Raw genomic sequence first — 24,445 nt, 5'->3', positions numbered from 1 at the left:
CCCCAACGCGGTCGCTCGGCTGCGCGATACCATCCAGCACTTATTTACTGCCCCCTGCCTCAGCGCACCTCACGCCTGAGTTAGCTTTACTTTACTTATCAGTAGTATTTTATTATTGTATTACTTATTAGCGGTAAGCAGTTCACAATTAATCTAAATATAATAAGGGGTATCTCTATGTCTATACGTGCTCTCGCCCTCGCGGTGAGTGTGTTATCTGTGGCCGGTTGCGGTAGTGAGTCCGACGGGGGCAATAACAACACATCATCGTCCAGCTCAACCAGCAGTGTTCCGGCAAGCTCAGCATCTTCCAGCAGTGTGATCGCCAGCTCAGAACCCTCGAGCAGCGAATCATCCAGCTCGATTAGCTCCAGCATCGCGTCATCGACATCCAGCGTTACCTCTTCCAGCTCCTCGGTGGCCTCGTCCTCTTCATCTGACGGCGACCCTGTAACCAGTAGTTCAAGCTCACAAACCTCAAGTGTGGTTGTGTCATCAAGTTCAATTAGCTCTAGCTCTGTGGCCTCAAGCTCCTCAAGTGTTGCAGTGTCATCAAGCTCGGCGCCCTCCTTCAGCAGCTCATCGGCGGCGGCACTCACCACCTACGCCGATCCAACCATCAACCCGGCGCTGGTTAACTTTAACGACGTTGCGGTGCATGACCCCTCGATCATTCGCGCCGAAGACGGTACGTATTATGTCGTGGGCTCGCACTTAGGCTTTGCCAAAAGTAGCGACTTAGTAAACTGGGAATTGGTCGCCAACGACGTAAACGATTTAAACCCACTGTTTAACACCTACGCCACTGAGATTGCCGAGGGCATTGCATGGACTGGCGGTTATGTCGGCTCGTGGGCCTCAGATATTATTCGCCTGGCCGATGGCCGCTACTATTTTTACTACAACCATTGCACCCAGCCCGCTACCGGCGAGTGCGACGGCCCGCGCTCTTACTTAGGGGTAGCGGTATCGGACCATGTAGAAGGCCCCTATGAAGATCAGGGGGTGTTTCTTTATTCCGGCCAGACCGACGCGGAAATGCAAGGCGAGTACAACGTCGGCGGGCTAGACAGTTTTAACGCCAATATTCACCCCAACGTTATTGACCCCACAGCCTTTTTCGACAAAAACGGCGACTTGTGGATGTCTTACGGCTCCTACTCTGGCGGTATTTTCGTGCTAAAAATGGACGAAACTACCGGCAAGCCCGAGCCCGACCAGGGCTATGGCAAGCACATCATCGGCGGCAATCACAGCCAGATTGAAGGCAGCTTTGTCATCTACAGCCCCGAATCCGATTACTACTATATGTTTGTCTCATTTGGCGGCTATGTGGCCGCCGAAGGGTACAACATTCGTGTAGCTCGCTCGCGCACACCCGACGGCCCTTATTTAGATGCTGCCGGTAACGACGTGGCTAACGCCCGCGGCAGCTGGGACAACATTGCCCCTTACGGCACAAAACTAATGGGCGGCTTTACCTTTGGCTCGTACCCGGGCTCTGATGCCGAGGCCCGTGGTTATTTGGCCCCCGGTCATAACTCGGCGTACTATGACGAAGCCACTGGCAAGCACTACCTGATTACTCACACCCGCTTCCCCAACCGCGGTGAAGGCCATGCCATTCGCGTGCACGAGATGTGGCTTAACAACGACGGCTGGCTGGTGGCCTCGCCCCAGCGTTACGCCCCCATCGAGGGCGAGAATATCGTCGACTACGCCGATATTGTGGGTGACTTCCAGATTGTTAATCACCAAAAAGATATTAACCGTATCGCCCATGAGTCAGTAGATGCGCACTTTAACGACGACGGCACCATCAGTGGTGAGGTAACCGGCCGCTACACGCTGTACCCCGAGCAGCCTGAGCGTATCACCATCAGTCTGGATGGCGGTGAAGTGTTTGACGGTGTCGCCGCCTGGCAGTGGGATCCGCGCCTTAATCAATTAATACCCACCTTCAGTGCCATGTCCGATACCGGTGTGTCACTTTGGGGGATACAACTGCAAAGCAAAACCAATGATGAAATCATCGACGCCATTGATGACGCTCTGACACTGCCCACCAGCTTTAAGGGCAGCAAGCTTGCCTTGCCGCTCGAGGGTGCGCGCGGTGCAAGCATCAGCTGGGAGAGCGACAACCCGGCTGTCATCAGTACCACTGGCGCCGTTACCCGCCCCAACGATGGCGAGGGTGACGCAACGGTTAGCCTGACCGCGACCATTGAGCGCGATGGCGTACAGAGCCAGAAATCTTTCACCATTACGGTACAAGAGCGCTCCGCCTTTAACCGCTTAGCGCAATTTAAATTTGAAGACAACTTAAGCGACAGTACCGGCCGCTACAGTGACGGACAGGCAACAGCCGACCGGGCAAACACCCTGGGTACGGTTACCTATGCCGCTGGCCAGCAGGGCCAGGCACTGTTATTAGATGGCAGCAACGGCGTACAACTGCCCAACGGCTTAATCGATAACTACGAGTACACGGTATCTCTGTGGGTCAACCCCACGGTTATCACGCCGATGGCAACAGTGTTTTTTGGCGGGCTACCCAATGGCGCGGGAGCATCCGATCAGTGGATCAGCCTGCAACCGCAAGGCTGGGATGACAATACGATGCTGTGGAGCGGCGCCCAGGCCTGGGTGGATGCCACCACCGGCGAGCTTATTCCGGCCAACGCCTGGAGCCACCTGGCCTTTAGCGTCAATCACGGCACCGTCACCGTCTATATTGATGGCGATGCTAAATATACCGGCGCATCACTGACTGACTTTTTCAGTGAACAAGAAGGCGAGTTTAGCTTAGGGGTCAATTTTTGGGATACGCCTTACAGTGGCCTAATTGACGAGCTCAATGTTTACGACGCAGCACTCAGCGCGGAAGAAATACAAGCGCTGGATATCGAGGCAAAAACCACCAGCGAGCTGCTAGCCTCGGCCGCAGACATCTTAAGCCTGGGCGATTTAAACGGTGTGCAAAATAACGTTACCCTGCCCGCCTCCGGGCCTTTTGCCTCGGTCGTTAGCTGGAGCACCTCAGACGCCAGCTTGATTCGCATTGAAGGCAATATCGCCGTGGTGCAGCGCCCCGAGCTTTACGATAGCGACGTCACCCTGACCGCGACCATCACGCTGGACGGACAAACCACCAGCAAAGCGTTTATTGCGACGGTCGACTCGCTGGCGCCCCCTACCCCCATGGCGCATTACAGCTTTAACGACCACCTGGATGACGACGCGGGTAACTTTGCAGCTGGCATGACGAACGGAATGTTGCTGGGAGACGCCGGCGGCAGCTTAAGCTATGCGCCCGGCCAAGTAGGCTCGGCCATTAGCCTGGACGGTAGCAGTGGGGTTTTACTGCCCAACGATTTGATTACCGGCAACCGCTACTCGTTTGGCTTATGGTTAAACCCCACCAGCCTTACGGCATTCACTCCAGCGTTTTTTGGCGCAAGCTCAACTGATAGCTGGTTCAGTGTTGTACCTTTTGGCCCTGGCACCTCAGGTAACACCATGTTGTGGTCGGGCACCAACTGGTTTGACGGCGACACTGGCACTCAGATTATTCCGGGCCAGTGGACCCACTTTGCCGCCGTGGTCGATAACGGCTCCGTCACCTTGTACCTAAATGGTACGCAAGTGTTTAATGCCACAGGCTTCCCGAGCGTGTTCGCCGCCAGCGGCAATAGCTTTGCACTGGGCGTTAACTACTGGGATGTTCCCTTCTACGGTTTGATTGACGAGCTGGTTATTTATAACGAAGCGGTTTCCGCTGATGTGATTCAAGCTTTGGTGGAGGAGTAAAAACGGGAGACGGTTCACGGGGAGCGAAGCACCAGCTCCCCGTTATTCAGCCACTAAAAAGGAGTGCAAATGCCCTCCTTTTTTAATCCGTTCACCGTTAACCGTCCCCCCTTTCCCGTCCACTCACTTCGCCTCCACCTTCTCTTCACCACAGCGCTCGCACTTAGACTTGGTTACTAGCTTGCCCTGCTTTACGTCAAACTGCTGCGCGGTAACCACCTTCCATTTATGAAAGCCGCTTTTGCACAAAGTTTTACCTTTGTGTTTTTGTTTTGGGCTGGGGCGCTTAAAGGGTAAGACATTTGTCATGGCCAATGCCTGCTAAAAAGAAGTGTTATAACTGGTGTAAAGCGTGGAGCGTTTACTACTCCATAGGCTGCTCTTTTACCACTAACGTTTGGCGACTATCGCCCACGGATACGTGAGTGCCGCCATAAAGTACAACCTTATGGTGATGCTCGTCACTGATAGAGAAATCAAACGTACCGTGCATGATGACCCCGGCGATCTCTACATTACTGGCCTCACCACTAATATAAACATCCGCGGTACAAATATTACAAGGCGCCGGCGCCACGGACTTAATCACCCATACCTTATCGTCGGGCACTTGATACTCCTGCCCGACGTTTAAGGTAATTTCACGGGCACTCGCACTGCACGAGACAAGCAGTGCCAGCCAAACCATCAGAAACACCGGCGGCGTTCTCGCCATACGTTCAGTCCGCATTTTTTAGCGCTAATACGTTATCGATGTCGGCCGCCGAGTGCCGCTCGGGCAGCTGCTCCCAACGCTCGCCCCAGGTGCGATTGACGATACGCCCGCGCTGCACCGCAGGGCGCTCAAGAATTTCCTGCGCCCAGCGTTTTACATGGCTATAGCTTTTTACGTCTAAAAACTCGGCGGCATCGTACAGCTCACCCAGCACTAAATTGCCGTACCATGTCCAGGTGGCCATATCGGCAATCGTGTACTCACCACCGGCTAAATAACAGTTGTTTGCTAAACGCTGATCAAGCACATCCAGCTGCCGCTTGGTTTCCATGGTGAAGCGGTTGATTGGGTATTCAAATTTAGCCGGAGCGTAGGCATAAAAGTGACCAAAGCCACCCCCCAAATAAGGCGCCGAGCCCTGCAACCAAAACAACCAGTTTAGCGCCTCGGTGCGTGTGGTTAACTCCTTGGGTAAAAAATGGCCAAACTTTTCGGCCAGATACAATAAAATCGCGCCCGACTCAAACACCCGCACCGGAGTATCGAGCGAGCAATCGAGCAGCGCAGGGATTTTAGAGTTGGGGTTTAGCGCCACAAAGCCAGACGAAAACTGATCGCCCTCGCCAATATCAATCAGGTAGGCGTCGTACTCGGCGCCCGCTTCACCTTGCGCAAGCAGCTCTTCGAGCATGATGGTTACTTTTTGCCCATTAGGTGTTGCAAGCGAGTGCAGCTGCAGGGGCTGTTTGCCGCGAGGCAGGGTGCGCTCAAAGGTTGAGCCCGCCACCGGCCGATTTAACTTGCCCCAGGTGCCGCCATTTTCGGCATCCATTTTCCACACTTTAGGGGGTACATACTCGTCTGTCATACTCACCTCTTAATTGATTACATTAAGTGCTGTTTACTTGCGTACTACCTTAACGTGTATCAATGGTCAGCAACAGTGTCCTGGCGCACTTGATCTAACATCTGACACATTAACTCGGCACCGTCGAGTATGCGAAACGTATGCCGCTGAATAATATCCGGTGGCACAAAAAACAAATGATTGTTTGCGACCGCACTCAGAGCCGGATACTGTTTCCACTCATCCAGCCACTCTGGGCGCTCTTCTCCCATGCCGCTGGCGACAATCACATCCGGGTCGCGCCCCAGCACCGATTCGACATTAATTTTGGGTGCCAGCGATACGGCATCGGCAAAGGCGTTGCGCCCTCCGCATAAGCGAATCACATCACTGACCAAATGCTCACCATTTAGGGTTTGCAGCGGCTGGTTCCATACCTGATAGAAGACAGAGACTGGCTGTACGTTTAGATGTGAGGTTTGCAAATTGTGTAACCGCGCGAGCCAGGCGTCCGCTGTCTTTTCAGCGGCTTTTGAGGTGCCAGCCAAACGTCCAATGTTGCTTACTTCACGCGCGATATCGTCCAGCGTGCGCGGCTCATCCACATACACTGTCAACCCTAAGCGCTCTAACTGAGCCGCCGCGTTTAACCCATTCCCCGATGACCAGGCCAGTACCAGATCGGGCTTAAGAGCGAGCACGGACTCTAAGCTAACGGTTTTGTAGGTGCCTACCTCGGGTAACTCTTTTGCGTCTGGGGGATAGTCGCTGTAGCTTACCGCCGCCACCAGTTTGCCACCGGCGCCCGCGCTGTAAGCGTTTTCCACTAAATGTGGCGCCAGCGCAATAATGCGCTCGGCAGGTTGCTCAAGCCGAATGGTTTTGCCGCGAGCATCGACCACCTCAATAACCTCAGCGCTCGCCGCGGCCACCCACAACATCAGCAGGCTCCCGCACAGCGCCACCGCGTATTTACGGCAACGGCGCAAACCCATTACCCAAGCGCCACTCTCTATTTGTACCATAGGGTGCTACTCCGAAAACGTTATCGTTTTTAGTGCCTGAGCCATACGCACGCCACCGTCAGCGGGCAAACCAATGCGCAGCCATGCCGGTGGCGTACCGCCGGCCTCGTTCGGCTCGGGCCAATAGCACCAGCGGGTATAAATACCACTCTCTGCCAGCGTTTGATGCAACACCATTAAGGGCTTCCAGCTACCGCGCAATGTGAAAAATAAGCCACCGTTGGCAAGGGTAAAGCGATCGCGCGCAACCTGTTGCAAGATCTTTTGCAATTGCTGCTGTGCATCGCGCAAGCGCAGCTTATGTGCAAGCTGCCAGGCCTTGTCTTTTAGGGCGCGCTCGCCCATCCACTGCGCCGGGTGGCTCACGGCCCAGGGGCCAAGCACCTGTAGCATTCTTTCAGGCAAATCACCACTACTCAATAAAAAGCCCAACCGAATACCGGCCAAACCAAAAAACTTTCCCACAGAGCGCAGCACGCATAAACGCGGGCAGCGGGGTAATAAAGACACCGCACTCGGTAGCGTCAACGTATCGATAAAAGCCTCATCCACCACCACCATACCAGGTAAAGACCCGTGCAAAAGCTCGATGGTTGTCAGCGGGCACACCTCGGCGGTGGGGTTGTTAGGGTTAATCACCACCGCGCTGTGTAGAGCGCCCTGCTCGGCCAAACTCTGCAGCCCGGCGATACAATCATAAAAAACCACCCGGTGCCCCGCTTGCTGCCAGGCTTTGGCGTGCTCGGCGTAGCCAATAGCAGGCAAGGCAACCGTTGCCGGCGCGAGCAGCCGGGGCATGTGGCTAATGGCAAACTGGCTGCCGGGCAATGGCACAACAAACTCAGGTTGCGTTTGATAGTATTCAGCGGCCGCCTCGCACAAGGGCCGGTTACTGCCGGGTAAATCTCGCCAAATATCAGAGGGGATATTAACCGCCCGATAACCCCACGGGCTAATGCCGGTGGATAGATCTTGCCAGGGCTCATCGGGTTCACCAAACACGGCACTGGCGTAGGTTAAGTCGCCACCATGCAGTAACTCCGCCGAGCCATCACTTAATATCATCCCGTGACCCCACTCGCCCATATGCCCAATGCGAACACTATAAAAATAATAACCAACAGCAAAAGCGTGCGATGCACCAGTGCCAGCGCCCGAGCAATGGCATCCGCTTGCGGTGGCTTTCCGGCCGTTGTGGGTTTATCGCACCAGCGTTGATGATAAGACGCCCCGCCCCCCAAACTTAGATGTAAAGCACCCGCCCCGGCACAAATGACCGGCCCGGCATTGGGGCTGGCCCAGTGAGATGCGCTGGTGCGCCAGCTCTGCAATGCGCCGTGAGCATCTCCCATGGCCGCGAATGCCAGTGCCGTTAAACGCGCCGGCAAAAAATTTAACACATCATCGCAACGCGCGGCGGCCCAGCCGAAATGATAAAAGCGATCATTTTTGTAACCCCACATAGCATCCAGGGTATTGCTTAAACGGTAGATCACCGCGCCCGGCAGCCCCGCGACAGCAAACCAAAACAGTGGCGCCACAACCGCGTCGGCGCTGTTCTCAAGTAGCGATTCAATAGCCGCACGCCGCACTTGCAACACATCGGCTTGCTCGCAATCGCGACTGACAATGCGTGCCACAGCAATGCGTGCCGCGGGTAAATCATCAGCATCCAGCGCCCTTTGTACCGCTGTTACATGCTCGGTCAAACTGCGCCAGCCCAGGGTAAAATACAAACCTACCGCGCCCGCTATAAACGCCAGCCACGGGGCATGAACTAGCAGCGCCCACCAGAGCCCAACACTTACAGCCATAGCGGGCAGCAGTAACAACAACAGTGCTAGCAAGCCCGCAGCGCGGCTACCACTGCCCTTTGCGTTTAAGCGGCGCTCGAGCCAGTTGGCGCAATAGCCAAATCCTACCAACGGGTGTAACCGGCTGACTTCACCCAAGCGGTAATCCAGCAGCACACCGACGAGTAACGCCCACGCGGTTACCATAGCGCCACAAACACAATTAACACCAGCGCCTCACTGAGCTCCACCAACGCCCCTAAACAGTCGCCGGTATAGCCACCTATTTGCCGCTGCCACAGCCGTGCCCAAAACAGCATAAATACCACTAGCCCCAGCAATAAAATCGCCGTGACAAAAAAACCAACACACATTGCGCACAGGGCGAATACCAACACAGCAATCGACCAGTAACGTCTCGCGTTTGTTTCACTCGCAGGTGGTACGGTTCCCTCGCGGCGGGCGTAACCGTTTAACGTCATAAAAGGTAAAATGATGGTGCGGGCCAGCACTGGCGTGACGATCACAGCGGCTAAAATCGACGTGACAGAAACAACCGATTCATGAGCAAAAAGGGTAAATAAAGTCGACAGCGCCGCCCACTTCACCAACAGTAATAACACCAGCGACACTAACGCAATGGCGCCACAGGCAGGATCGTGCATCACCTGTAAAATCTTTTCGCGCCGCTGCTGCGCGTCGCCACATTTGTGGCCGGCGTAGTAGGCATCCATACAGTCGGCCAGGCCATCGAGGTGCAGAGCACCCGTCACCGCCACCCACAACACCAACACCAGCGCTGCGCTAAGTGGCGGGCCCAGTGGCTGTAAACCAAAAGCGGCGAGCGCGAGCAATGCGCCAATCACAATGCCCACCAGCGGATAACAATACACCGCTCGCGCGGCGGTTTGCTCGGTAACGTTTGTCAGCCAGCGGCCAACGGGTAAACGGGTTAAAAACATCAACGCGTAGAGCATTGCCTGGGTGATCGTCTCGAACTTACTGCGCGACATACTTTACCGCCCGACTGTGGCGTTAAGAGGCTCTTTAAGGGTTAAGGTGTCGCCCCGAACAAGCAGTGAAGCCGAAAAGCCGTAACCCACATCCAGTTGCATCATGCCCGCCGCGCCCGTGTTTAACGCCTCGGTTAACAACAACTTAATCACCCCACCGTGGGTTACCAGCAATACACGCTGCTGGGCATAGCGTTGTGCCAGCGCGGCAACAGCTCGCAACACACGCGTACGAAACTGCAAAAACGGCTCGCCCGCCGGCGGCGTCACTTTATCCGGGGCACGGCTCCACTGCGTGCACAGCTCGGCTTGCTCGCGCCAAATGCGCTCGACGCTCTGCCCCTCCCATTGGCCAAAACAAATTTCGCGCAAGTCGGCCTCTTGTTGTAACTCCAAGCCAGTTTGCTTGGCAACCGCTGTCGCAAACCGGCTACAGCGAATTAATGGCGAGCTGACAATGGCATCCCATCCGGCGTTTAATTCAGCCAAACCGTTTTGCATTTGTTGCCAACCTTTATCGGTAAGCGCTACGTCCAGCGAGCCGCGAAAAATCGCCCCGCCCTTGCACTCACCGTGGCGCAGCAAATCAATCTGCATGACTCACACCGGCATCAGCAAAGGTGGCCATTTGGCTGTGTAGTGCTAGTGCCTGCTGAATCACACCAGCGGCGAGCGCGGCACCACTGCCCTCCCCGAGGCGCATATCCAGCGCTAAAAGCGGCGTAGCTCCGAGCTGTTCAAGCGCCAGCTTATGGCCAGCCTCGTTGGATAAGTGCCCGTACACAAGCCACGGAGCAAGTGTCGGCTGCAATGCTACGGCAACAGCTGCGGCGGCCGTGCTAATAAAACCATCAACCAACACCGGCACACCCCGCTGGGCACTGCCAACATAGGCGCCCACCAGCGCCGCTATTTCAAAACCACCCAAACGCTGCAGTATCGCCGCCGGGTGAGTCAAATGCTCACGATGATAACCAAGCGCAGTCGCGATCAATTGTGTTTTACGGGTTAAGGTAGCGTCATCAATGCCCGTACCTTTGCCGGTAATAGCCTCTGGCGCCAACTGAAACAAGGCCGCCAACAGCGCCGCCGCTGACGTGGTATTGCCAATGCCCATCTCGCCGCCAATAAATAAATCACCGGGTTGGGCTTGCAAAAATCCAGCGTCGAGCGCTTTGTTGAGTTGCGTTACCGTCATCGCCGGGGCCTGGGAAAAATCGGCAGTCGCAGGGGCAATGGCGTAATCGACAAGGTTTTTATGCGCTGCAACAGGCCCGACACAACCTAAGTTCACTGCTCGAAAATCGGCATCGAGCTGTTTAGCCAACACCGATATCGCCGCGCCACCGTGACAAAAATTAGCCACCATTTGCGCCGTTACCTCTTGCGGGTACGCCGAGGTGCCGCGCGCAGCGATGCCGTGATCGGCAGCAAATACCCGCACGATAATGTTCTCTAAGGCGGGCTTGCTACGGCCCTGATAACCGGCAAAGGTAACGGCCAGTTGTTCTAGCCGCCCCAGGGAGCCGGCCGGTTTCGTTAACTGTGCCTGATGCGCACGCGCCTCAGATTCGGCATTGGCATCGGGCGCCTCGATGGGGCGAGTTAACCATTCGGGTAAAAAATCGTTGGTCATAACATCACTTTAAAGAAAGGGGTAAACCTGCCACTACCAAAGTGACAGAGTTAAAACGCGCGGCTAAGGCTTGATGCAACCAGCCCGAGGCATCGACAAACTCACGCGACAGCTGCCCCAGAGGCACTACGCCCGAGCCAACCTCATTGCTCACCAAAATAAGCGTAAGCGCGCTGTCCGTCGCCACTTGAGTCTCTATTTCTGCGAGCAACGCATCGCGCTCTTGTTGCCACACATTTTGGTGCAAACAATTGCTGATCCACAGAGTTAAGCAATCCACCAAAATGCACACGGGCTGATCGCGATACTGTTTGAGCGTTTCGGCCAGAGCAACAGGCTCCTCCAGGGTTTGCCAGCGGCTATCGCGCTCGGCGCGGTGCGTACTTATACGCGCGCGCATCTCGTCGTCGCCAGCACCCGCTGTGGCCAAATAATACAGCTCGCCACCGGTTTGCTCGCGCCACGCTTCGGCGCGCTCCTGGGCGATGCGGCTTTTACCACTGCGGGCGCCGCCGAGAATTAATTGTCTCATACTGTAGTTCCCGTTTCGGTCGCGCCCAGCACCACCGGTTTACCGGTTTGCGGATGATTAATAATACTCACCGGCGTATCGAAGACGTGACTTATTAAGGATTCCGTCAGTACTTCGTGGGGGCTACCCTCGGCGATACACTCGCCGTTTTTAAGGGCAATGATACGATCGGCAAACGCACCTGCCAGGGTGATGTCATGCACCGTCATCACCACCGCCACATCGGTGCGGGCAAACTCCCTCACCGCTTGCATCAGCTGGTGTTGATGGCCGATATCTAAACTGGTGACAGGCTCGTCCAATAACAATAATCGCGCACTGGTGCTGGCATCTTCTGCGCGCCAAATTTGTGCCAGCACCCGCGCCAACTGAATACGCTGCTGTTCACCGCCCGATAACGACGGATACAAACGCTGCGCTAAATGGCTAACATCCAGCGCCGCCATGGCGGCCTGGCAAATGTCGTCATCGATCACCACACCGGTACTGTGCGGCGAGCGCCCTAGTGCCACCACCTCGCGCCCGGTAAAGGCAAACGTTAGCGGATTGTGCTGGGTGAGAACGGCAAGCTGGCGGGCCCGGGCTCTGGGTGCCATGCGCGTGAGCGGCTGTTGGGCAAAACTTATATGGCCGCTGTCTGGGGTTAGATCCTGACCAATGGTACGCAGCAAAGTGGTTTTACCCGCGCCATTAGGGCCAATAACACACAGCACCTCGCCGGCATCAACGGCAAGATTAATATTGTTAATCAGCGTACGCGAGCCAATGCTCACCGAGAGGTTCTCGATTGTCAGCACGCCCTTATCCGGAGTATTTTGGCTAGTTTTATTCACTGTAAATCCCGCCTACTTTTTAACAGCGAGATAAAAAACGGCGCGCCCAAAATAGCGGTGACTAACCCAACCGGCAATTCTGTGGGCGCGATCACGACACGGGCGAAGGTATCGGCCAACAGCAGTAAACTCGCACCGCCTAAGGCGGATAGCGGCAACAATAAGCGGTGATCCGGCCCCACCCACAAGCGCACCATGTGCGGCACCACTAAGCCGACAAACGCAATGCTTCCAGCCATGGCGACAGACACTCCGACGCCGCCGGCGACCAAAATAATCAAGCGGGTTTTTAAGCGCTCGACATCGACACCTAAATGCCGCGCCTGGGATTCACCCAGCAAAAGCGTATTAAGTGCACGAGAAAAGCCGCCCATGCTAAGCAACATAACTAACAGTACCGCCGCTGCGATTCCCGCTCGCCAGTAGTTGGCACCATCGAGCCCGCCCATGCGCCATAGGCTTAGCCGGCGTAGCATTTCGTTATCGGCAAAGTAATCCATTAAACCGGTCAGGCTCGCGGCCAGCGCACTCACGGCAATCCCCATAAGCAACATGGTGGCCACCGATGTGCCGTTGATCGACGACGAAACTTTATACACTAACCACACCGCCAACAAGCCACCGCCAAATGCACCCAGCGAGACAAGCGATAAACCACTGACAAACCCCAGCCCACCGGCACCAAACACAATAGCCACGCTCGCGCCGACGGAGGCACCGGCGGTAACACCAATTAACGACGGGTCGGCCAGCGGGTTGCGAAACAGCCCCTGCAAGTAAGCGCCGCTAATAGCGAGAATCGCCCCGACGGATGCCGCCAGCAAGGCGCGGGGCAAACGAATCGAGTGCACGATAGCCGCGCCATAACCCTCTAGGGGTTGACCGGTAAGCGCGCGAACAACATCAACGATGGACAAATCTACCGAGCCAAAGGCAATTGCCACTAAAAAGCTCAACGCCAACAGCCCGCTCAAAGTAAACCAGGCGAATCGCGGTGCCGTGCGTTTGGCCAGGCTCATGGCGCCGCTGCCTCGCCACCGGCCATAAGCTCGCTAAGCCATGCATCGCTCAGGTGTTGCTCGAGTGTATCGGCCAGCCGATTTAACTGAGCCTCCCGGTGCGCTTGTAAATCAAACTCGGTGTTGGCGTCGCGATCGAACCCCGCCCAATGTAGTAGCGCGCTTAACGCCTCGGGGGCATCAAATAAACCGTGGATATAAGTTGCCAGAATTTGCCCGTCGGCACTCATCACGCCTTCGGGCCTTGGTTGGCCATCGAGTTTGTCGGATTCAATGGTAAAAGGCGCATGGCGGGTTACATCATTACCCGGCGCGCCAAACGCCGGCCCGCGGCTAATACCGCAGTGAATTTCATAACCGCTAAAATAACCGGTGCGCGCCGGCGTCTCACCGGCGCCACGTAAACTAAAATTGCCTTGTACATTTAACAGTGACTTTTGGCCGGTTAACTCTGTTGCGTAATCGCAATAGCCAAAGCCATCGATGCTACCGGCCGTATCTTCGACTCCCATAGGGTCATCAATACGCTTACCCAGCATTTGTAAGCCACCACAAATACCCAGCAGCTTGCCACCGTAACGCAGATGTTTATCGAGCTTGGTTTGCCAGTTGTTTAACTGCAGCTGTTGTAAATCGGCGCGCACGTTTTTACTGCCGGGCAGAATCACTAAATCGCACGGGGGCAATTCGTCGCGCACCGAAACAAACTGTACGTTAACCGATGGGTGCAACCGCAGCGGATCAAAATCGGTGTGATTGCTGATACGCGGCAGTACCGGCACGACCACATTCAGTTGCTGCTCGCCTTTAACCTGCGCAGTGCTGATGGCGTCTTCAGCGTCTAAATATAAATCGTGCAAATACGGCACGACCCCCAGCACCGGTTTACCGGTGCGCTGCTCTAACCAATCGAGGCCCGGCTGCAGCAAAGCGATATCGCCGCGAAAACGGTTGATCACAAAGCCTTTAACCAACGCTTGCTCGCTGGGCGAAAGCAGCTCTAACGTACCCACTAGATGCGCAAACACGCCGCCTTTATCGATATCGGCAATAATAATCACCGGGCAGTCGACGGCCTCGGCAAAGCCCATATTGGCGATGTCGTTTTCGCGCAAATTAATTTCAGCGGGGCTGCCGGCGCCCTCGACCAGCACACATTGATACTGATCTGATAACCGGGCAAAAGACTCCAACACAGCCGCCTTGGCGGTGGCTTTGTAAGCGTGGTAATCCAGCGCCTGCATATTGCCCAGCGCCCTACCCTGAATAATCACCTGGGCACCGGTATCGGATGAAGGCTTAAGCAGTACCGGGTTCATATCGGTATGCGGCACAAGGCCCGCGGCCTGCGCCTGTAGTGCCTGCGCGCGGCCGATCTCACCGCCATCTTCAGTAACTGCGCTGTTTAGGGCCATGTTTTGCGGCTTAAACGGCACAACCGCAATACCGCGACGCTGTAACAGGCGTGCAAGGCCCGCCACCAGCGTACTTTTGCCGGCGTCCGAGGTGGTGCCTTGAACCATGAATGCGCGCATAGTGTAGCCATTATTTGAAATCGATTTTTCATAAAAGTTTGAGAACTAAGCAGAATCTCTGCCTTCAAGTTTCCACAGAGCTACCGCTAACGCGGACTATTATTTATAAGCTCGCATCGCCGAGCGTGGCGAGTGACTTTTCTTTGTTTGGCCAAATCAAAGTAACCAAAAGAAAGGCCACCCCGGCGTCTGGCCCTAACGGGGCCCTCTCTCCAACCGATTTTAGGGGGCCGTATCGACATGCTGTCCCTGGCCTGACGATACTTGCGTGAGCGTCCTGCTCACTTACCCCCTAAAATAGGCCTACGTTCGGCTCAGTCGCAGGGGACCTAAAACAGCACTTCGTAGCAAAATAAGGTGAACTCCTCTGATGCCTTTTCAAGCATCACCTGTATCTCGGTTCGTGCCCCACTATCACCACCGAAAAATATTCATATCGACACGACATTAATATTGTACGTATTAATTCTCACAGATTTCGCCAAGAGCAAAAACTCAGTTAATAATCCACGCCTTTACGCGCTTTAACGCCGGCGCGAAACGCGTGTTTTACGTCTTTTATCTCGGCCACGGTATCAACCAGCTCTTGCAGCGCGCTACCGCCGCCACGGCCGGTTACCACCACGCTTTGCTCGCGCGGACGATTTTTAATGGCATCAAGGATTTTTTGCTCATCTAAATATTTGTAGCCAATCATATAGGTCAGCTCGTCCAGCACCACAAGATCGTACCGCTCGTCTTGCAGCATGGTCTCGGCCTGGGCCCAGGTTTCTTCGGCGGCGGCAATATCGCCACTGCGATCTTGGGTGTTCCAGGTAAAACCTGTACCCATTTGGTAGAGGGTTACCTCGGGGCATTTGTTTTTAACAAATAACTCCTCGCCCGATAATTGCGCGCCTTTAATAAACTGCACCACACCCACGGTGTGATCGTAGCCCAGCGCACGCATCACCATACCAAAGGCCGAGCTGGATTTACCTTTGCCGTTACCGGTAAGCAAAATAGCCACACCGCGCTCTTCATCGGCGGCGGCGATATTGGCATCAACTTTAGCCTTTTGCTTTTTCATCGCCTCTTTATGGCGCTGTTCTTTATCCTTGCTCATTTGGCCTCCAATAGTCATTTTGTATTGATTTTTGACGCAGTAATTAGCTATAAATTAGCCAACGAAAAAGCGAAAGTGGGTACCGCTAACGCGGGCTTTTTTATAAGCTCGTCTCGCCGAGCGTGGCGAGTGACTTTTCTTTGCTTGGCCAAAGCAAAGTAACCAAAAGAAAGGCCACCCCAGCATCTCAGCCCTGCGGGTTCCCTCACTCCAGCCGATTTTAGTGGGCCGCATCGACACGCCGTCCATGGCGTGGCGATGCTTGCGCAAATGTCCTATTTGCTTACCCCCTAAAATAGGCCTCCGCTCGGCTGGATGCAGGGGCTTAAAAACCACACTTCGTAGCAAGATGAGGAGACCTAAAGACATTAAGCTCCTCACAAACTTACCCCAAAGCCCCGTTACGGGGCCTAACATTATCGCTAAAAAGTAACCTCTACCCCACCGTAACCCGAGGCGCCTGCAGTGCGGTAACCCGGAACTTCAACGTAATCTTCGTCGGTGAGGTTTTCGCCGCGCACGTAAAACGTAAGCGCGGGACTTATACGGTAGCGTACGCTGGCATCCAGCACCTGGTAATTATCGATGGCGTCGCCGTAGCGATCTTTTGTGCCGCCGGCTGTGCGCAGGTTAACCGACATTTGCAGGTCACTGCCAGGCAAGAAGGTCAGGCCCACATTGGCCATGTTCTCTGGCTGGCGGGCACGTACAGCGTCTTCAGCCGTGGTCGCGTCTGTGTAAGTGTAGTTAGCGTTTACCACCAACCAGTCAGCCAGAGGAACATCGGCAATCAGCTCGACACCTTCAGAGGTGCTGGTGCCAGCAGTTTGTACGTAGCCCGAGTCCCAATCAATCTCGCGCTCAATGCTTTGATCAAAGTAAACCAACTCCAGGTGCAGGCCGTTATTGGCAAAGAACTCGATGCCCGCGTCTACGCCTTCGCTTTCTTCCGGGGTTAAAGGCGCTAACTGTGGGTTGTCCAACTGGCGATTGTAATCGATCTCAAACAAACTCGGGGCGCGAAACCCAGTGCCGTAGCTCGACTTAAATTTTAATGAGCCGGCGGCCAGCTCCACTACGTAAGCGGCGCTTACGCGGTAGGTATCATAGTCGCCAAAATCATCGCTATCGTCATGGCGAGCGCCAGCGGTTACATACAGGCCTTTGCCGTAGTGCCCTTGATACTCGGCGTAGGCGCCCCACTGGTCGCGGCTCATGTCCCGTACGGTATCTTCGCGCTGCTCCAGGCCATAGGCAAGGGTGTGCACTTCATTCAGCTCGGCGCGACCAAGCCACTCGAGCTTTTCAATCTCACCTTCTGTGTCGTAAGACACTTCACCGGACGCATAATTTTTACGAGCCACATCCGTATTAGAGTACGCCAGCTCGTTGCGAAAGCGCTCGGTATTGTAAGAGGCACTTACCCGCGTGTTGGTCTGATCAAAGTCTCCCACGCAATCGTCCGCGTAAGGCCAGCCGCAGCGGTCAAATTCATTGGTGGCTTCGGTATCGCGCACCACTGCCTCTAAGCGCAGCGCCTGGGTCACGTTCCAGCCTAGCCGGCCGTGTAAGGTGGTATTGTCGTAGCCGTCGTCGTCGCCTAATTCGGTGTCATCCAGGCTGGTGTTAAAGCCGTCTGTCTCAGCGTACGAGGCCGCCACAAAGTAATCTAATGTGTTGCTGGTGCCGCCTACACTGGCGTTGTAACGCTGGCTGTTAAAACTCCCGCCCTCGGCGGCCAGCTTCACCTCGGTATCGTCGCTCGCGCTCTCGGTGGAGATATTCAGTACACCACCGGCATCGGCGCCATACATCAGGCCCTGCGGGCCGCGCAACAGCTCTACTTTACCCACATCGGCACTCAAAATATGTTGAATCTGCGCGCCGGCCTGGGTGCCGGTTGGGTCGGTCACATCCACCCCATCCACACGCACCATGGTGCGGTAGCCCGATTCACCCCGTACCCGAATCGAGCTGGCCTTGCCCATACCGCCGGCGTTAGTCACCGACACCGATGGCATGCTGCGCAGCACATCGGCCAGCGCGGTAAAACCCCGGGCTTTAATTTGCGCTTCATCCAGTACCGATACGGACGTTGCCACCTGACGCATGGTCTCGGGCTGGCGCGAGCTGACCACGACGATGGTTTCCAGTGTGGGCAACAGCGCCTGGCTTTGGTTGGTATCCTGCTCTGCGGTTTGTGCAACGACAGGCGCAGCAGTAGCGGCGCTAATAGCCGCGCTAAGAATAAGTTTTTTCAAGGTTCAACCCCTAAGTCGATATTGGCTTGGGATCGAGGGAGGAATAGCAATGCGTCACGCAAAGCGTGGGGTGTCGTATTGCCAGATGGTAGCCCTCCGCTCCATCACGGTTCGATCCAGGCCGGTATCGGGCTTACAGAGTGTGCCGCGCACATGCTCTGATCACCGTTGCGGGGGCAGCGCCGGATTACCGGACTTCCCGTTTAACCTACTCAGCCCACCGGTTAGGGTGGCAGTAGGCACCTGCTATCGTGGCGCGCAATTTACGGTGCGCGCGGGGGTTTGTCAATTATTGGGGCAATCTAAAACAACAGCAGCTTTGATCTACATCACCGTTTAAATATTAACCTATGTAAAGGTCATTGCGGGCCGGCGCCAGCCCTGCTGCAATAGCCATTACCTAAAACGAATGATCGAGGGACTGGCTATGAGCAACTACCTAACATCGCGGCGCCGCCTACTGCAGCAAATGGGCATGGGGGCCACACTACTCAGTGTTGGCGCCGGGCGACAAGTACTGGCAGCAAGCGGTGGCAAAAAGCTCGGCGTGGCACTGGTGGGGCTTGGCTATTACAGCCGCGATTTGCTTGCGCCTGCCTTGCAACTCACCGAGCACTGCGAGCTTAAAGGCATTGTCACCGGTAGCCCCGACAAAATACCCGTGTGGCAAGAAAAGTACGGCATTAAAGACGCCAACGTGTACAACTACGACACCATGCACGAGATCGCCGACAACCCCGAGATCGATGTGGTGTATATCGTTGTGCCCACCGGGTTACACAAAAAATACGCAGTAATCGCCGCCAACACCGGCAAGCACGTGTGGTGTGAAAAGCCCATGGCGCTAACACCCGAAGACTGCCAAAGCATTATCGACGCCTGCCGTAAAAACAAAGTGAAACTATCGGTGGGTTACCGCATGCAGCACGAGCCCAATACCCAAACCGTAATGCAATACGCCCAGGATTTACCCTACGGCGCTATCCGTACCGTTAATACCCAGGCGGCCTACGGCGGCAACGGCCTACCCGCCGATAACTGGCGCATGCAAAAACACATGGGCGGCGGCGCCCTTTACGACATGGGTGTGTACACCATCAACGGCGCGCGCTACGCCACCGGGCTAGAGCCCATTGCCGTTACCGCCAAGCGCTCGTTCGATCACCCAAAATTTACCGAGGTAGACAACACCACCCATTTAACATTGGAGTTTCCCAACGACATCGTCGCCGAGTGTATGACCTCGGTGGTGCAATCGGGTAACCAGCTGCGGGTAAACGCCGAGAACGGTTGGTACCAACTCAAGCCCATGTCGGAATACAGCGGTGTGCAAGGCACCACCAGCGATGGCAAAAAGCTCGATAAATACCTCGCCAACCAGCAAGTCAAACAGATGGACGACGATGCCCTGGCGATTATTAATGATTCGCCGGTGTTGGTGCCGGGCGAAGAGGGTATGCGGGATATCGCCATTGTGCGTGCGGCGATTGAATCGTCTGAGAAAGAGAAAAGGATTACGCTGTAAGTGATTGCCAGCCCTCCCGAGTGGAGGGCTTTAGTTGATTTTGGCAGTCAGGCTCGACACTGCTTTTACCAATCCGATAACACGGCGAATTAAGCAATAATTTACAGTTGGTTATACTTGAGAGAAGCAAACAACCGACTGTAAATTGTGCTTTTAAATGCTTTTTTATACGCTACCTCGCATTTAGAATCGGAGCTAAAGTTTGATGTAATGATGCCAATGAAGCACTATACTTTTGCTCACAATAAAGTTTATATAACGCCTTGTAGATTTCATCTTTCATCACACCTGTAGAGGCATTAATTCTTTCCGTTATGTACTTAACTCTATCTTTTGCTTTCTCGCGATTGTTCGCTTTATTTAAGCCAGTATAATCAACGCTAGAAATAATCCTATTGATGTTTATAGGAGAACCATTAAATAGGCGATTAATTGTCGAATCTACATTTCCGCTCTCAATCATTTCCATAAGCCCCACCTCAGGAGTGCACGGTAGATACTTTATGTTATTAGCGGCTTGAGAAAATAAATCTAACAAACTCTGTATATTCTTCTTTCTAGCAGTTACTAGCGATTCTTTTTTCACGTCTTCATCCAGGAAAGCATAGCGCTTTACATAATCAGGAAATACCTGGCTAGAACTATTTAGAAACTCCAAAACTTGCACAAACCCACCTATTGGGACAATTTTATACATAGGCGAATAATTTCTTTCATTACGCGTTTCTGATATATAAAAAGCTAACATTTGACCTAATAATATTTTAGCTTGCTTATCTTCAACTAAAAAAATGTAATCAGCACTAAGTTCATCATCAAAAGCGATTTCCCCTAAAACCTGAGCAGGGTAGACATTATTTACACTTTTAAAAACCTTGGAGGCTTGCTCTTGAAGTAGGATTATTTTTCTTCGATCAATATTCTTTATTAAAGTTGCTGAATGAGTAGAAAACAATGTCGTAAGCTGCTTTTCTTCTGATATTTCTTTTACTTTCTCAAGAAGACGGACTTGTGCTTGAGGATGAAGAGCCATTTCTATTTCATCTATTAATACTAAACTTTTCTTTTGGACATTAGAAAGCTTACACGCAAGCCTCAACACACAAAGCTCACCCAAGCTAAAATTTTTCTCTGAAAAATAATAGGTGACGCTTTTGCTTGTATATGGCAAAAGATAAGCTTCGCTCCCAACACCTCTTCGAGTATTAACATATTTAAGGTTTCCCCACTTCCCATCGTCTAAGACACAATTCATAAACTCTCTTATATCTTCCGATGCGGCCCGAACAGACTTAGGTCTTATCTCATCCGCGAAAGGCTCTACTCTACTTCCGTTAGCCTCAATAAACTTGACGGAACTGTAGGGGAATTGTCTAAACAATCTAGAATTCCGGCTTGGTGTTGCTCTCCMCCTCCGCCCACCATAAGCATAAGAGACTTGATTGCTGTTGATTTGATAGGTAATTTTTGTATCTCTGAATGAATCAAGTCTATTTTCAAAGGTGCTCGTTCTGTAATAACGCTGAAACGCATGACTTGATCCAATTCTAAACAAAGCGGCCAATAGACTTGTTTTACCAGACCCATTTAAGCCTGTAACCAACCAAACACCTTCACCAGGTATTTCAAATTCTAGTTTTTTAATTTTTTTTAATTTCTCAAGAGTAACTTTCATAACAAAACGGTGAGTCCTTTTAGCCCTCTCTTAAACTAAGCGGCTAGAGATTACTTTTTATAAGGGACTTAGTGGGACCACGCCCGACCATCCCCCCCCTATCGTGTAACGTCTCTACAACCAGAAGACGAGCACGAAGTGGCGATGACTGACAAACTTGTCACACCTCGACACCTTCACTTTCATGAGTTAACACAACATCTTTTGTGTATTCAGAGTATGACTCTTGTAAGTACTTTAAGCCGTCAGAATTATCAATATCAATATCCAGTTGCTCTCTGACAAATTCCAGCCTGTGCTTACACTCTTGAATCAGTTCGCCCCAAGTTTTTACCCAAATAGTAATGCCATCCGCATCATATATAATGCCTTTTCCTTTGTTATCTTGCTTTAAACGTCTCCTTGCATATGCATCAAGATCATTGGATATAACCCAAAAATTCCATTTCGTTTGCAAACGATTAAACCTTTCATCTTCTGCAACAGCGAATGCATATGATTCAATTTGATTTATTTCATCTTGCCCTATTTTTACTTTTGGCGCTTTTAGCTCTACAACTAAGTGCTCTCTTTCATCCGAGTGGTTTTTCCCAATGCTTCGAGTCAGCATTAAATCTACAATACCCACTCGACCATCGACTCTCTTTACTGGATTATCGAGCTGAATGTCTAACCGTTTTTTACTCAAATGCACTTTAAGTACAGCACTAAGAGATTGGTCATTTACTGTTAAAGAAAATTCATCACCAAATACCCAAGTATTTTCCGCAAGTATTTTATGCAACTGAGCTCGCTCTTTTAGAACTTTCTTTTTTTCAGGATGAAAAAGTATTTCCTCTAATCCTGCAACAAACTTTAAGCGATCAGATACAACTTTAGACGCACTGATTATCGATGAAAGAGAAGCTTCTTTAAGCAGCTCTGCAAGCTCAGACTGCTTACCTTTCGTCAAATTTAAAACTTCAGTTAAAATGACATGTAAGTCATCAGGGTTAGATCCTACTATTTGTTTTAGCAACCTAAATTGAAACTTTTTTAGTTTGACATCCGACCTATCAAATTCTGGAATTTGTTCACTAACATTTAAAGCCAGAATATCAAAAACTTGCCTTTCAGCCTCTTCAACTGGACCACTTAATACGCCTGAATAAGGGTATATATTTTCTTTTTTCCATCTTTCAATTTTATCTGCTGACAATTCAATTCTACGCAGCATAAAGTGATTTTTTAACGCTGATATTGCTGATTCGATAGGCTTAGATAAAGAGGGTTCTAAATCACCAAGACCTAATGTGCCAACTGTATTTAGCTTGCTGATATGGCCTGACTTTAGGTATGCAGTATATGAAAAGTCACCTGTGCCTCGAATAGTTTTTTCATATGGCAACAATGGGAACCCATTGTTATTGCAAAGCTGCACTTCGTTTTCTGTGTTGCAATTCCACTCAATAATTTGTAATTCATAAGGATAATCAACATCGTCAAATTGTACACTACCTAAAGGGATATTAGTCTTGTGCTTGACTTGACTTTCAGGGTCAACCAACTCCCCATCGACGTAGAGCTTTATTGATTTATATTGAGATAGATATATAGCAAAAACCGAGGAGAAGTATTCCAGTAAGCGCTCTTTATTTATAGATGTAAACTCTTTATGAAGTTCATAAATTGAAACGCTTGTTCCAGTAGACTGGTTACCGCTAATTTTTGGGGATGTTGGATAAAACACTCCTTTATTATCAGCTTTACCTTTTATTGTGTATGAAAGTGTATTTTTACCATCAAAAAAAGATGTATTCCATTCAACCATCCTTCCAATTGCGAACGATTTAAATCTACCCTGCCCCTCTTTTCCGTGTAAGAATCGCCCTTTAGGTGAAATTCCTTTTTTTCCTTTCCACGATCCGCCTAGGGAGCTAAATAATTGTTTGGAATCTTTGTGGGCTATTCCCATTCCGTCATCTTTAACGTGGACGGCTTGTAAACCAAAGTCTGTTCGTTCTATTGAAACTTGAATTAAATCTGCGTCAGCATCAAAAGCATTCCAAACTAGCTCTGTTAAGGCACTTAAAACAGGTGCCCTAGAGACTTTATCCAAATGATCCTTTTTTACTTCTACTTTAATTAAATCGTCCATTTAACACCTAAACTTGAATAAAACACTAATAAGTATAACGCTCAAATATGCGGTGCCCGACGCAGGAGGGCGTCCAGCGCGTGAAACGCGCGCACATCATTTGCTTGTTATGGTTCCTTCTTTGGCAGACTTTCTTGTATCAGTTTCGATTTTTGATAGAAATCCAATAGCTGCGAAGGCTATTAAAAGGATACCTAGAGCTAAGGCCACATTGAGAAGTTCGAAAACGTAGCGAGAAGAGCTACTTACAGCATCAGCTTTGTATTGGGCAAGTCTACATAAGGCTTGATTCTCACGTAGTCCGGCACACTCAACTTCGCTCAAAGCGAGGCCAGAGGCTTCTTCAAATTCAAATTTCAGCTGATTCGCTATATGTTCTTGCTCAAGTACAACAGGAAAAGACTGTGATATTCCAACTAGGTATACAATAAGGAGAGCAACCCCTCCCTTAAACAGTTCTTTGTGAGATCGCTCGATACTCATTACTAGCGACATCACGACAATCACAGTCGCATTCAGGATCTTCTTCATTATAACCTTTTTATCTTAACCCTACCCATGACAGTATATTAGGCAGAATTTCGTTTACACAACACCAAACCCCACCCCATTTGTTCCATTTATTTTCGAAAAATCATATCAAGTTCAACCGGCTAGCGCATCCATTTCTATGTTTTGTCACTGTGAAAACAAAGCCATGTGTTTAACGAAACCCCGACGGGGTCTTTTATACACTCGACGCCAAATAATATGCTTATATTTCAAACAGTTAAAGTATGGCTCATGGAGAAACGAAGACCAGTAAGCTTGTTACTCATAGAGCCTTACCCTTAAAGTCACTCCCGCCCGCCTTCATTGAGCGAGCCCGCCCCAAGCGTTGTAATCGCCATTGCAGCCCGCCCACAGCAAAGGTCTACCTTCACTAAACTAACCTTCTCACCCTGTTCAATAATAAACGGCTCACAGCACCCACTTTTCAGCACC

Annotated in this window: 21 protein-coding genes and 1 riboswitch; of the genes, 2 read left to right on the top strand and 19 right to left on the bottom strand. The window is 52.0% G+C overall.

Features of this window, described 5'->3' with window-relative positions:
• Positions 1-98 precede the first annotated feature (98 nt).
• Positions 99-599: a hypothetical protein gene (locus tag SD69_RS18935; RefSeq protein ID WP_198144080.1), complete on the bottom strand. Its 501-nt coding sequence runs from the start codon at positions 597-599 to the stop codon at positions 99-101.
• Between SD69_RS18935 and SD69_RS08900 the strand changes: the two genes are divergently transcribed.
• Positions 547-3,810 carry a LamG-like jellyroll fold domain-containing protein gene (locus SD69_RS08900; RefSeq protein WP_198144079.1) on the top strand — a complete coding sequence of 1,088 codons (3,264 nt, stop codon included), beginning with the start codon at positions 547-549 and terminating at the stop codon, positions 3,808-3,810. The two genes, SD69_RS18935 and SD69_RS08900, sit on opposite strands and share 53 nt — an antisense overlap.
• Before the next feature lie 123 nt (positions 3,811-3,933).
• Here the strand turns inward: SD69_RS08900 and SD69_RS08895 are convergent, their stop codons facing one another.
• The 15 genes from SD69_RS08895 to SD69_RS08825 form a co-directional block, all read right to left on the bottom strand.
• Entirely contained in the window at positions 3,934-4,119 is a 186-nt protein-coding gene (locus SD69_RS08895; protein WP_041522936.1) for a hypothetical protein, read from the bottom strand.
• Between the two features lie 55 nt (positions 4,120-4,174).
• Positions 4,175-4,525, bottom strand: coding sequence for a hypothetical protein (locus tag SD69_RS08890; protein ID WP_157471644.1), 351 nt, complete (start codon positions 4,523-4,525; stop codon positions 4,175-4,177).
• A gap of 4 nt (positions 4,526-4,529) precedes the next feature.
• On the bottom strand, positions 4,530-5,393 hold the full coding sequence (yghU, locus tag SD69_RS08885) for a glutathione-dependent disulfide-bond oxidoreductase (RefSeq protein WP_041522934.1): 864 nt from the start codon (positions 5,391-5,393) through the stop codon (positions 4,530-4,532).
• Positions 5,394-5,452: 59 nt separating this feature from the next.
• Positions 5,453-6,397 carry a cobalamin-binding protein gene (locus SD69_RS08880; RefSeq protein WP_041522933.1) on the bottom strand — a complete coding sequence of 315 codons (945 nt, stop codon included), beginning with the start codon at positions 6,395-6,397 and terminating at the stop codon, positions 5,453-5,455.
• A 6-nt stretch (positions 6,398-6,403) separates the two neighbouring features.
• Positions 6,404-7,462 carry a threonine-phosphate decarboxylase gene (locus SD69_RS08875; protein ID WP_041522932.1) on the bottom strand — a complete coding sequence of 353 codons (1,059 nt, stop codon included), beginning with the start codon at positions 7,460-7,462 and terminating at the stop codon, positions 6,404-6,406.
• On the bottom strand, positions 7,459-8,397 hold the full coding sequence (cbiB, locus tag SD69_RS08870) for an adenosylcobinamide-phosphate synthase CbiB (RefSeq protein WP_041522931.1): 939 nt from the start codon (positions 8,395-8,397) through the stop codon (positions 7,459-7,461). The genes SD69_RS08875 and cbiB overlap by 4 nt, the downstream gene beginning before the upstream one ends.
• Complete coding sequence (locus tag SD69_RS08865; RefSeq protein ID WP_052481017.1) at positions 8,391-9,203, bottom strand: adenosylcobinamide-GDP ribazoletransferase; 813 nt, start codon at positions 9,201-9,203, stop codon at positions 8,391-8,393. Before SD69_RS08865 ends, cbiB begins: the two co-directional genes overlap by 7 nt.
• A gap of 3 nt (positions 9,204-9,206) precedes the next feature.
• On the bottom strand, positions 9,207-9,800 hold the full coding sequence (locus tag SD69_RS08860; RefSeq protein ID WP_041522930.1) for a histidine phosphatase family protein: 594 nt from the start codon (positions 9,798-9,800) through the stop codon (positions 9,207-9,209).
• Positions 9,790-10,839: a nicotinate-nucleotide--dimethylbenzimidazole phosphoribosyltransferase gene (gene cobT / locus SD69_RS08855; protein ID WP_041522929.1), complete on the bottom strand. Its 1,050-nt coding sequence runs from the start codon at positions 10,837-10,839 to the stop codon at positions 9,790-9,792. The genes SD69_RS08860 and cobT overlap by 11 nt, the downstream gene beginning before the upstream one ends.
• A 4-nt stretch (positions 10,840-10,843) precedes the next feature.
• Positions 10,844-11,371, bottom strand: a complete 528-nt coding sequence (gene cobU / locus SD69_RS08850) for a bifunctional adenosylcobinamide kinase/adenosylcobinamide-phosphate guanylyltransferase (RefSeq protein ID WP_041522928.1) — start codon at positions 11,369-11,371, stop codon at positions 10,844-10,846.
• Positions 11,368-12,204, bottom strand: a complete 837-nt coding sequence (locus SD69_RS08845; RefSeq protein ID WP_052481016.1) for a heme ABC transporter ATP-binding protein — start codon at positions 12,202-12,204, stop codon at positions 11,368-11,370. The genes cobU and SD69_RS08845 overlap by 4 nt, the downstream gene beginning before the upstream one ends.
• Positions 12,201-13,223 carry a FecCD family ABC transporter permease gene (locus SD69_RS08840; RefSeq protein WP_041522927.1) on the bottom strand — a complete coding sequence of 341 codons (1,023 nt, stop codon included), beginning with the start codon at positions 13,221-13,223 and terminating at the stop codon, positions 12,201-12,203. The genes SD69_RS08845 and SD69_RS08840 overlap by 4 nt, the downstream gene beginning before the upstream one ends.
• Positions 13,220-14,758, bottom strand: a complete 1,539-nt coding sequence (locus SD69_RS08835) for a cobyric acid synthase (RefSeq protein ID WP_041522926.1) — start codon at positions 14,756-14,758, stop codon at positions 13,220-13,222. The genes SD69_RS08840 and SD69_RS08835 overlap by 4 nt, the downstream gene beginning before the upstream one ends.
• Before the next feature lie 499 nt (positions 14,759-15,257).
• Positions 15,258-15,863, bottom strand: coding sequence for a cob(I)yrinic acid a,c-diamide adenosyltransferase (gene cobO, locus SD69_RS08830; protein ID WP_041522925.1), 606 nt, complete (start codon positions 15,861-15,863; stop codon positions 15,258-15,260).
• A 422-nt stretch (positions 15,864-16,285) separates the two neighbouring features.
• Positions 16,286-18,124 carry a TonB-dependent receptor plug domain-containing protein gene (locus tag SD69_RS08825; protein WP_041522924.1) on the bottom strand — a complete coding sequence of 613 codons (1,839 nt, stop codon included), beginning with the start codon at positions 18,122-18,124 and terminating at the stop codon, positions 16,286-16,288.
• A gap of 103 nt (positions 18,125-18,227) precedes the next feature.
• Positions 18,228-18,386: riboswitch (cobalamin riboswitch) on the bottom strand.
• A gap of 165 nt (positions 18,387-18,551) precedes the next feature.
• Here SD69_RS08825 and SD69_RS08820 point away from each other — a divergent pair.
• Complete coding sequence (locus SD69_RS08820; RefSeq protein ID WP_041524616.1) at positions 18,552-19,649, top strand: Gfo/Idh/MocA family protein; 1,098 nt, start codon at positions 18,552-18,554, stop codon at positions 19,647-19,649.
• A gap of 172 nt (positions 19,650-19,821) precedes the next feature.
• Here SD69_RS08820 and SD69_RS08815 read toward each other — a convergent pair whose 3' ends face one another.
• The 3 genes from SD69_RS08815 to SD69_RS08805 all read right to left on the bottom strand — a co-directional run bounded on the left by SD69_RS08815 (position 19,822) and on the right by SD69_RS08805 (position 23,992).
• Complete coding sequence (locus SD69_RS08815; protein WP_041522923.1) at positions 19,822-21,324, bottom strand: AAA family ATPase; 1,503 nt, start codon at positions 21,322-21,324, stop codon at positions 19,822-19,824.
• Positions 21,325-21,484: 160 nt separating this feature from the next.
• On the bottom strand, positions 21,485-23,461 hold the full coding sequence (locus SD69_RS08810; RefSeq protein WP_041522922.1) for an ATP-binding protein: 1,977 nt from the start codon (positions 23,459-23,461) through the stop codon (positions 21,485-21,487).
• A 96-nt stretch (positions 23,462-23,557) separates the two neighbouring features.
• Entirely contained in the window at positions 23,558-23,992 is a 435-nt protein-coding gene (locus SD69_RS08805) for a hypothetical protein (protein WP_041522921.1), read from the bottom strand.
• Between the last annotated feature and the right edge of the window lie 453 nt (positions 23,993-24,445).

Origin of the sequence: Gilvimarinus agarilyticus, from assembly GCF_000832015.1 — a bacterium.
Classification (GTDB): domain Bacteria; phylum Pseudomonadota; class Gammaproteobacteria; order Pseudomonadales; family Cellvibrionaceae; genus Gilvimarinus; species Gilvimarinus agarilyticus.
Note: the sequence above shows the minus strand (reverse complement) of the source record. Positions and strands in the feature narration are given on the sequence as shown.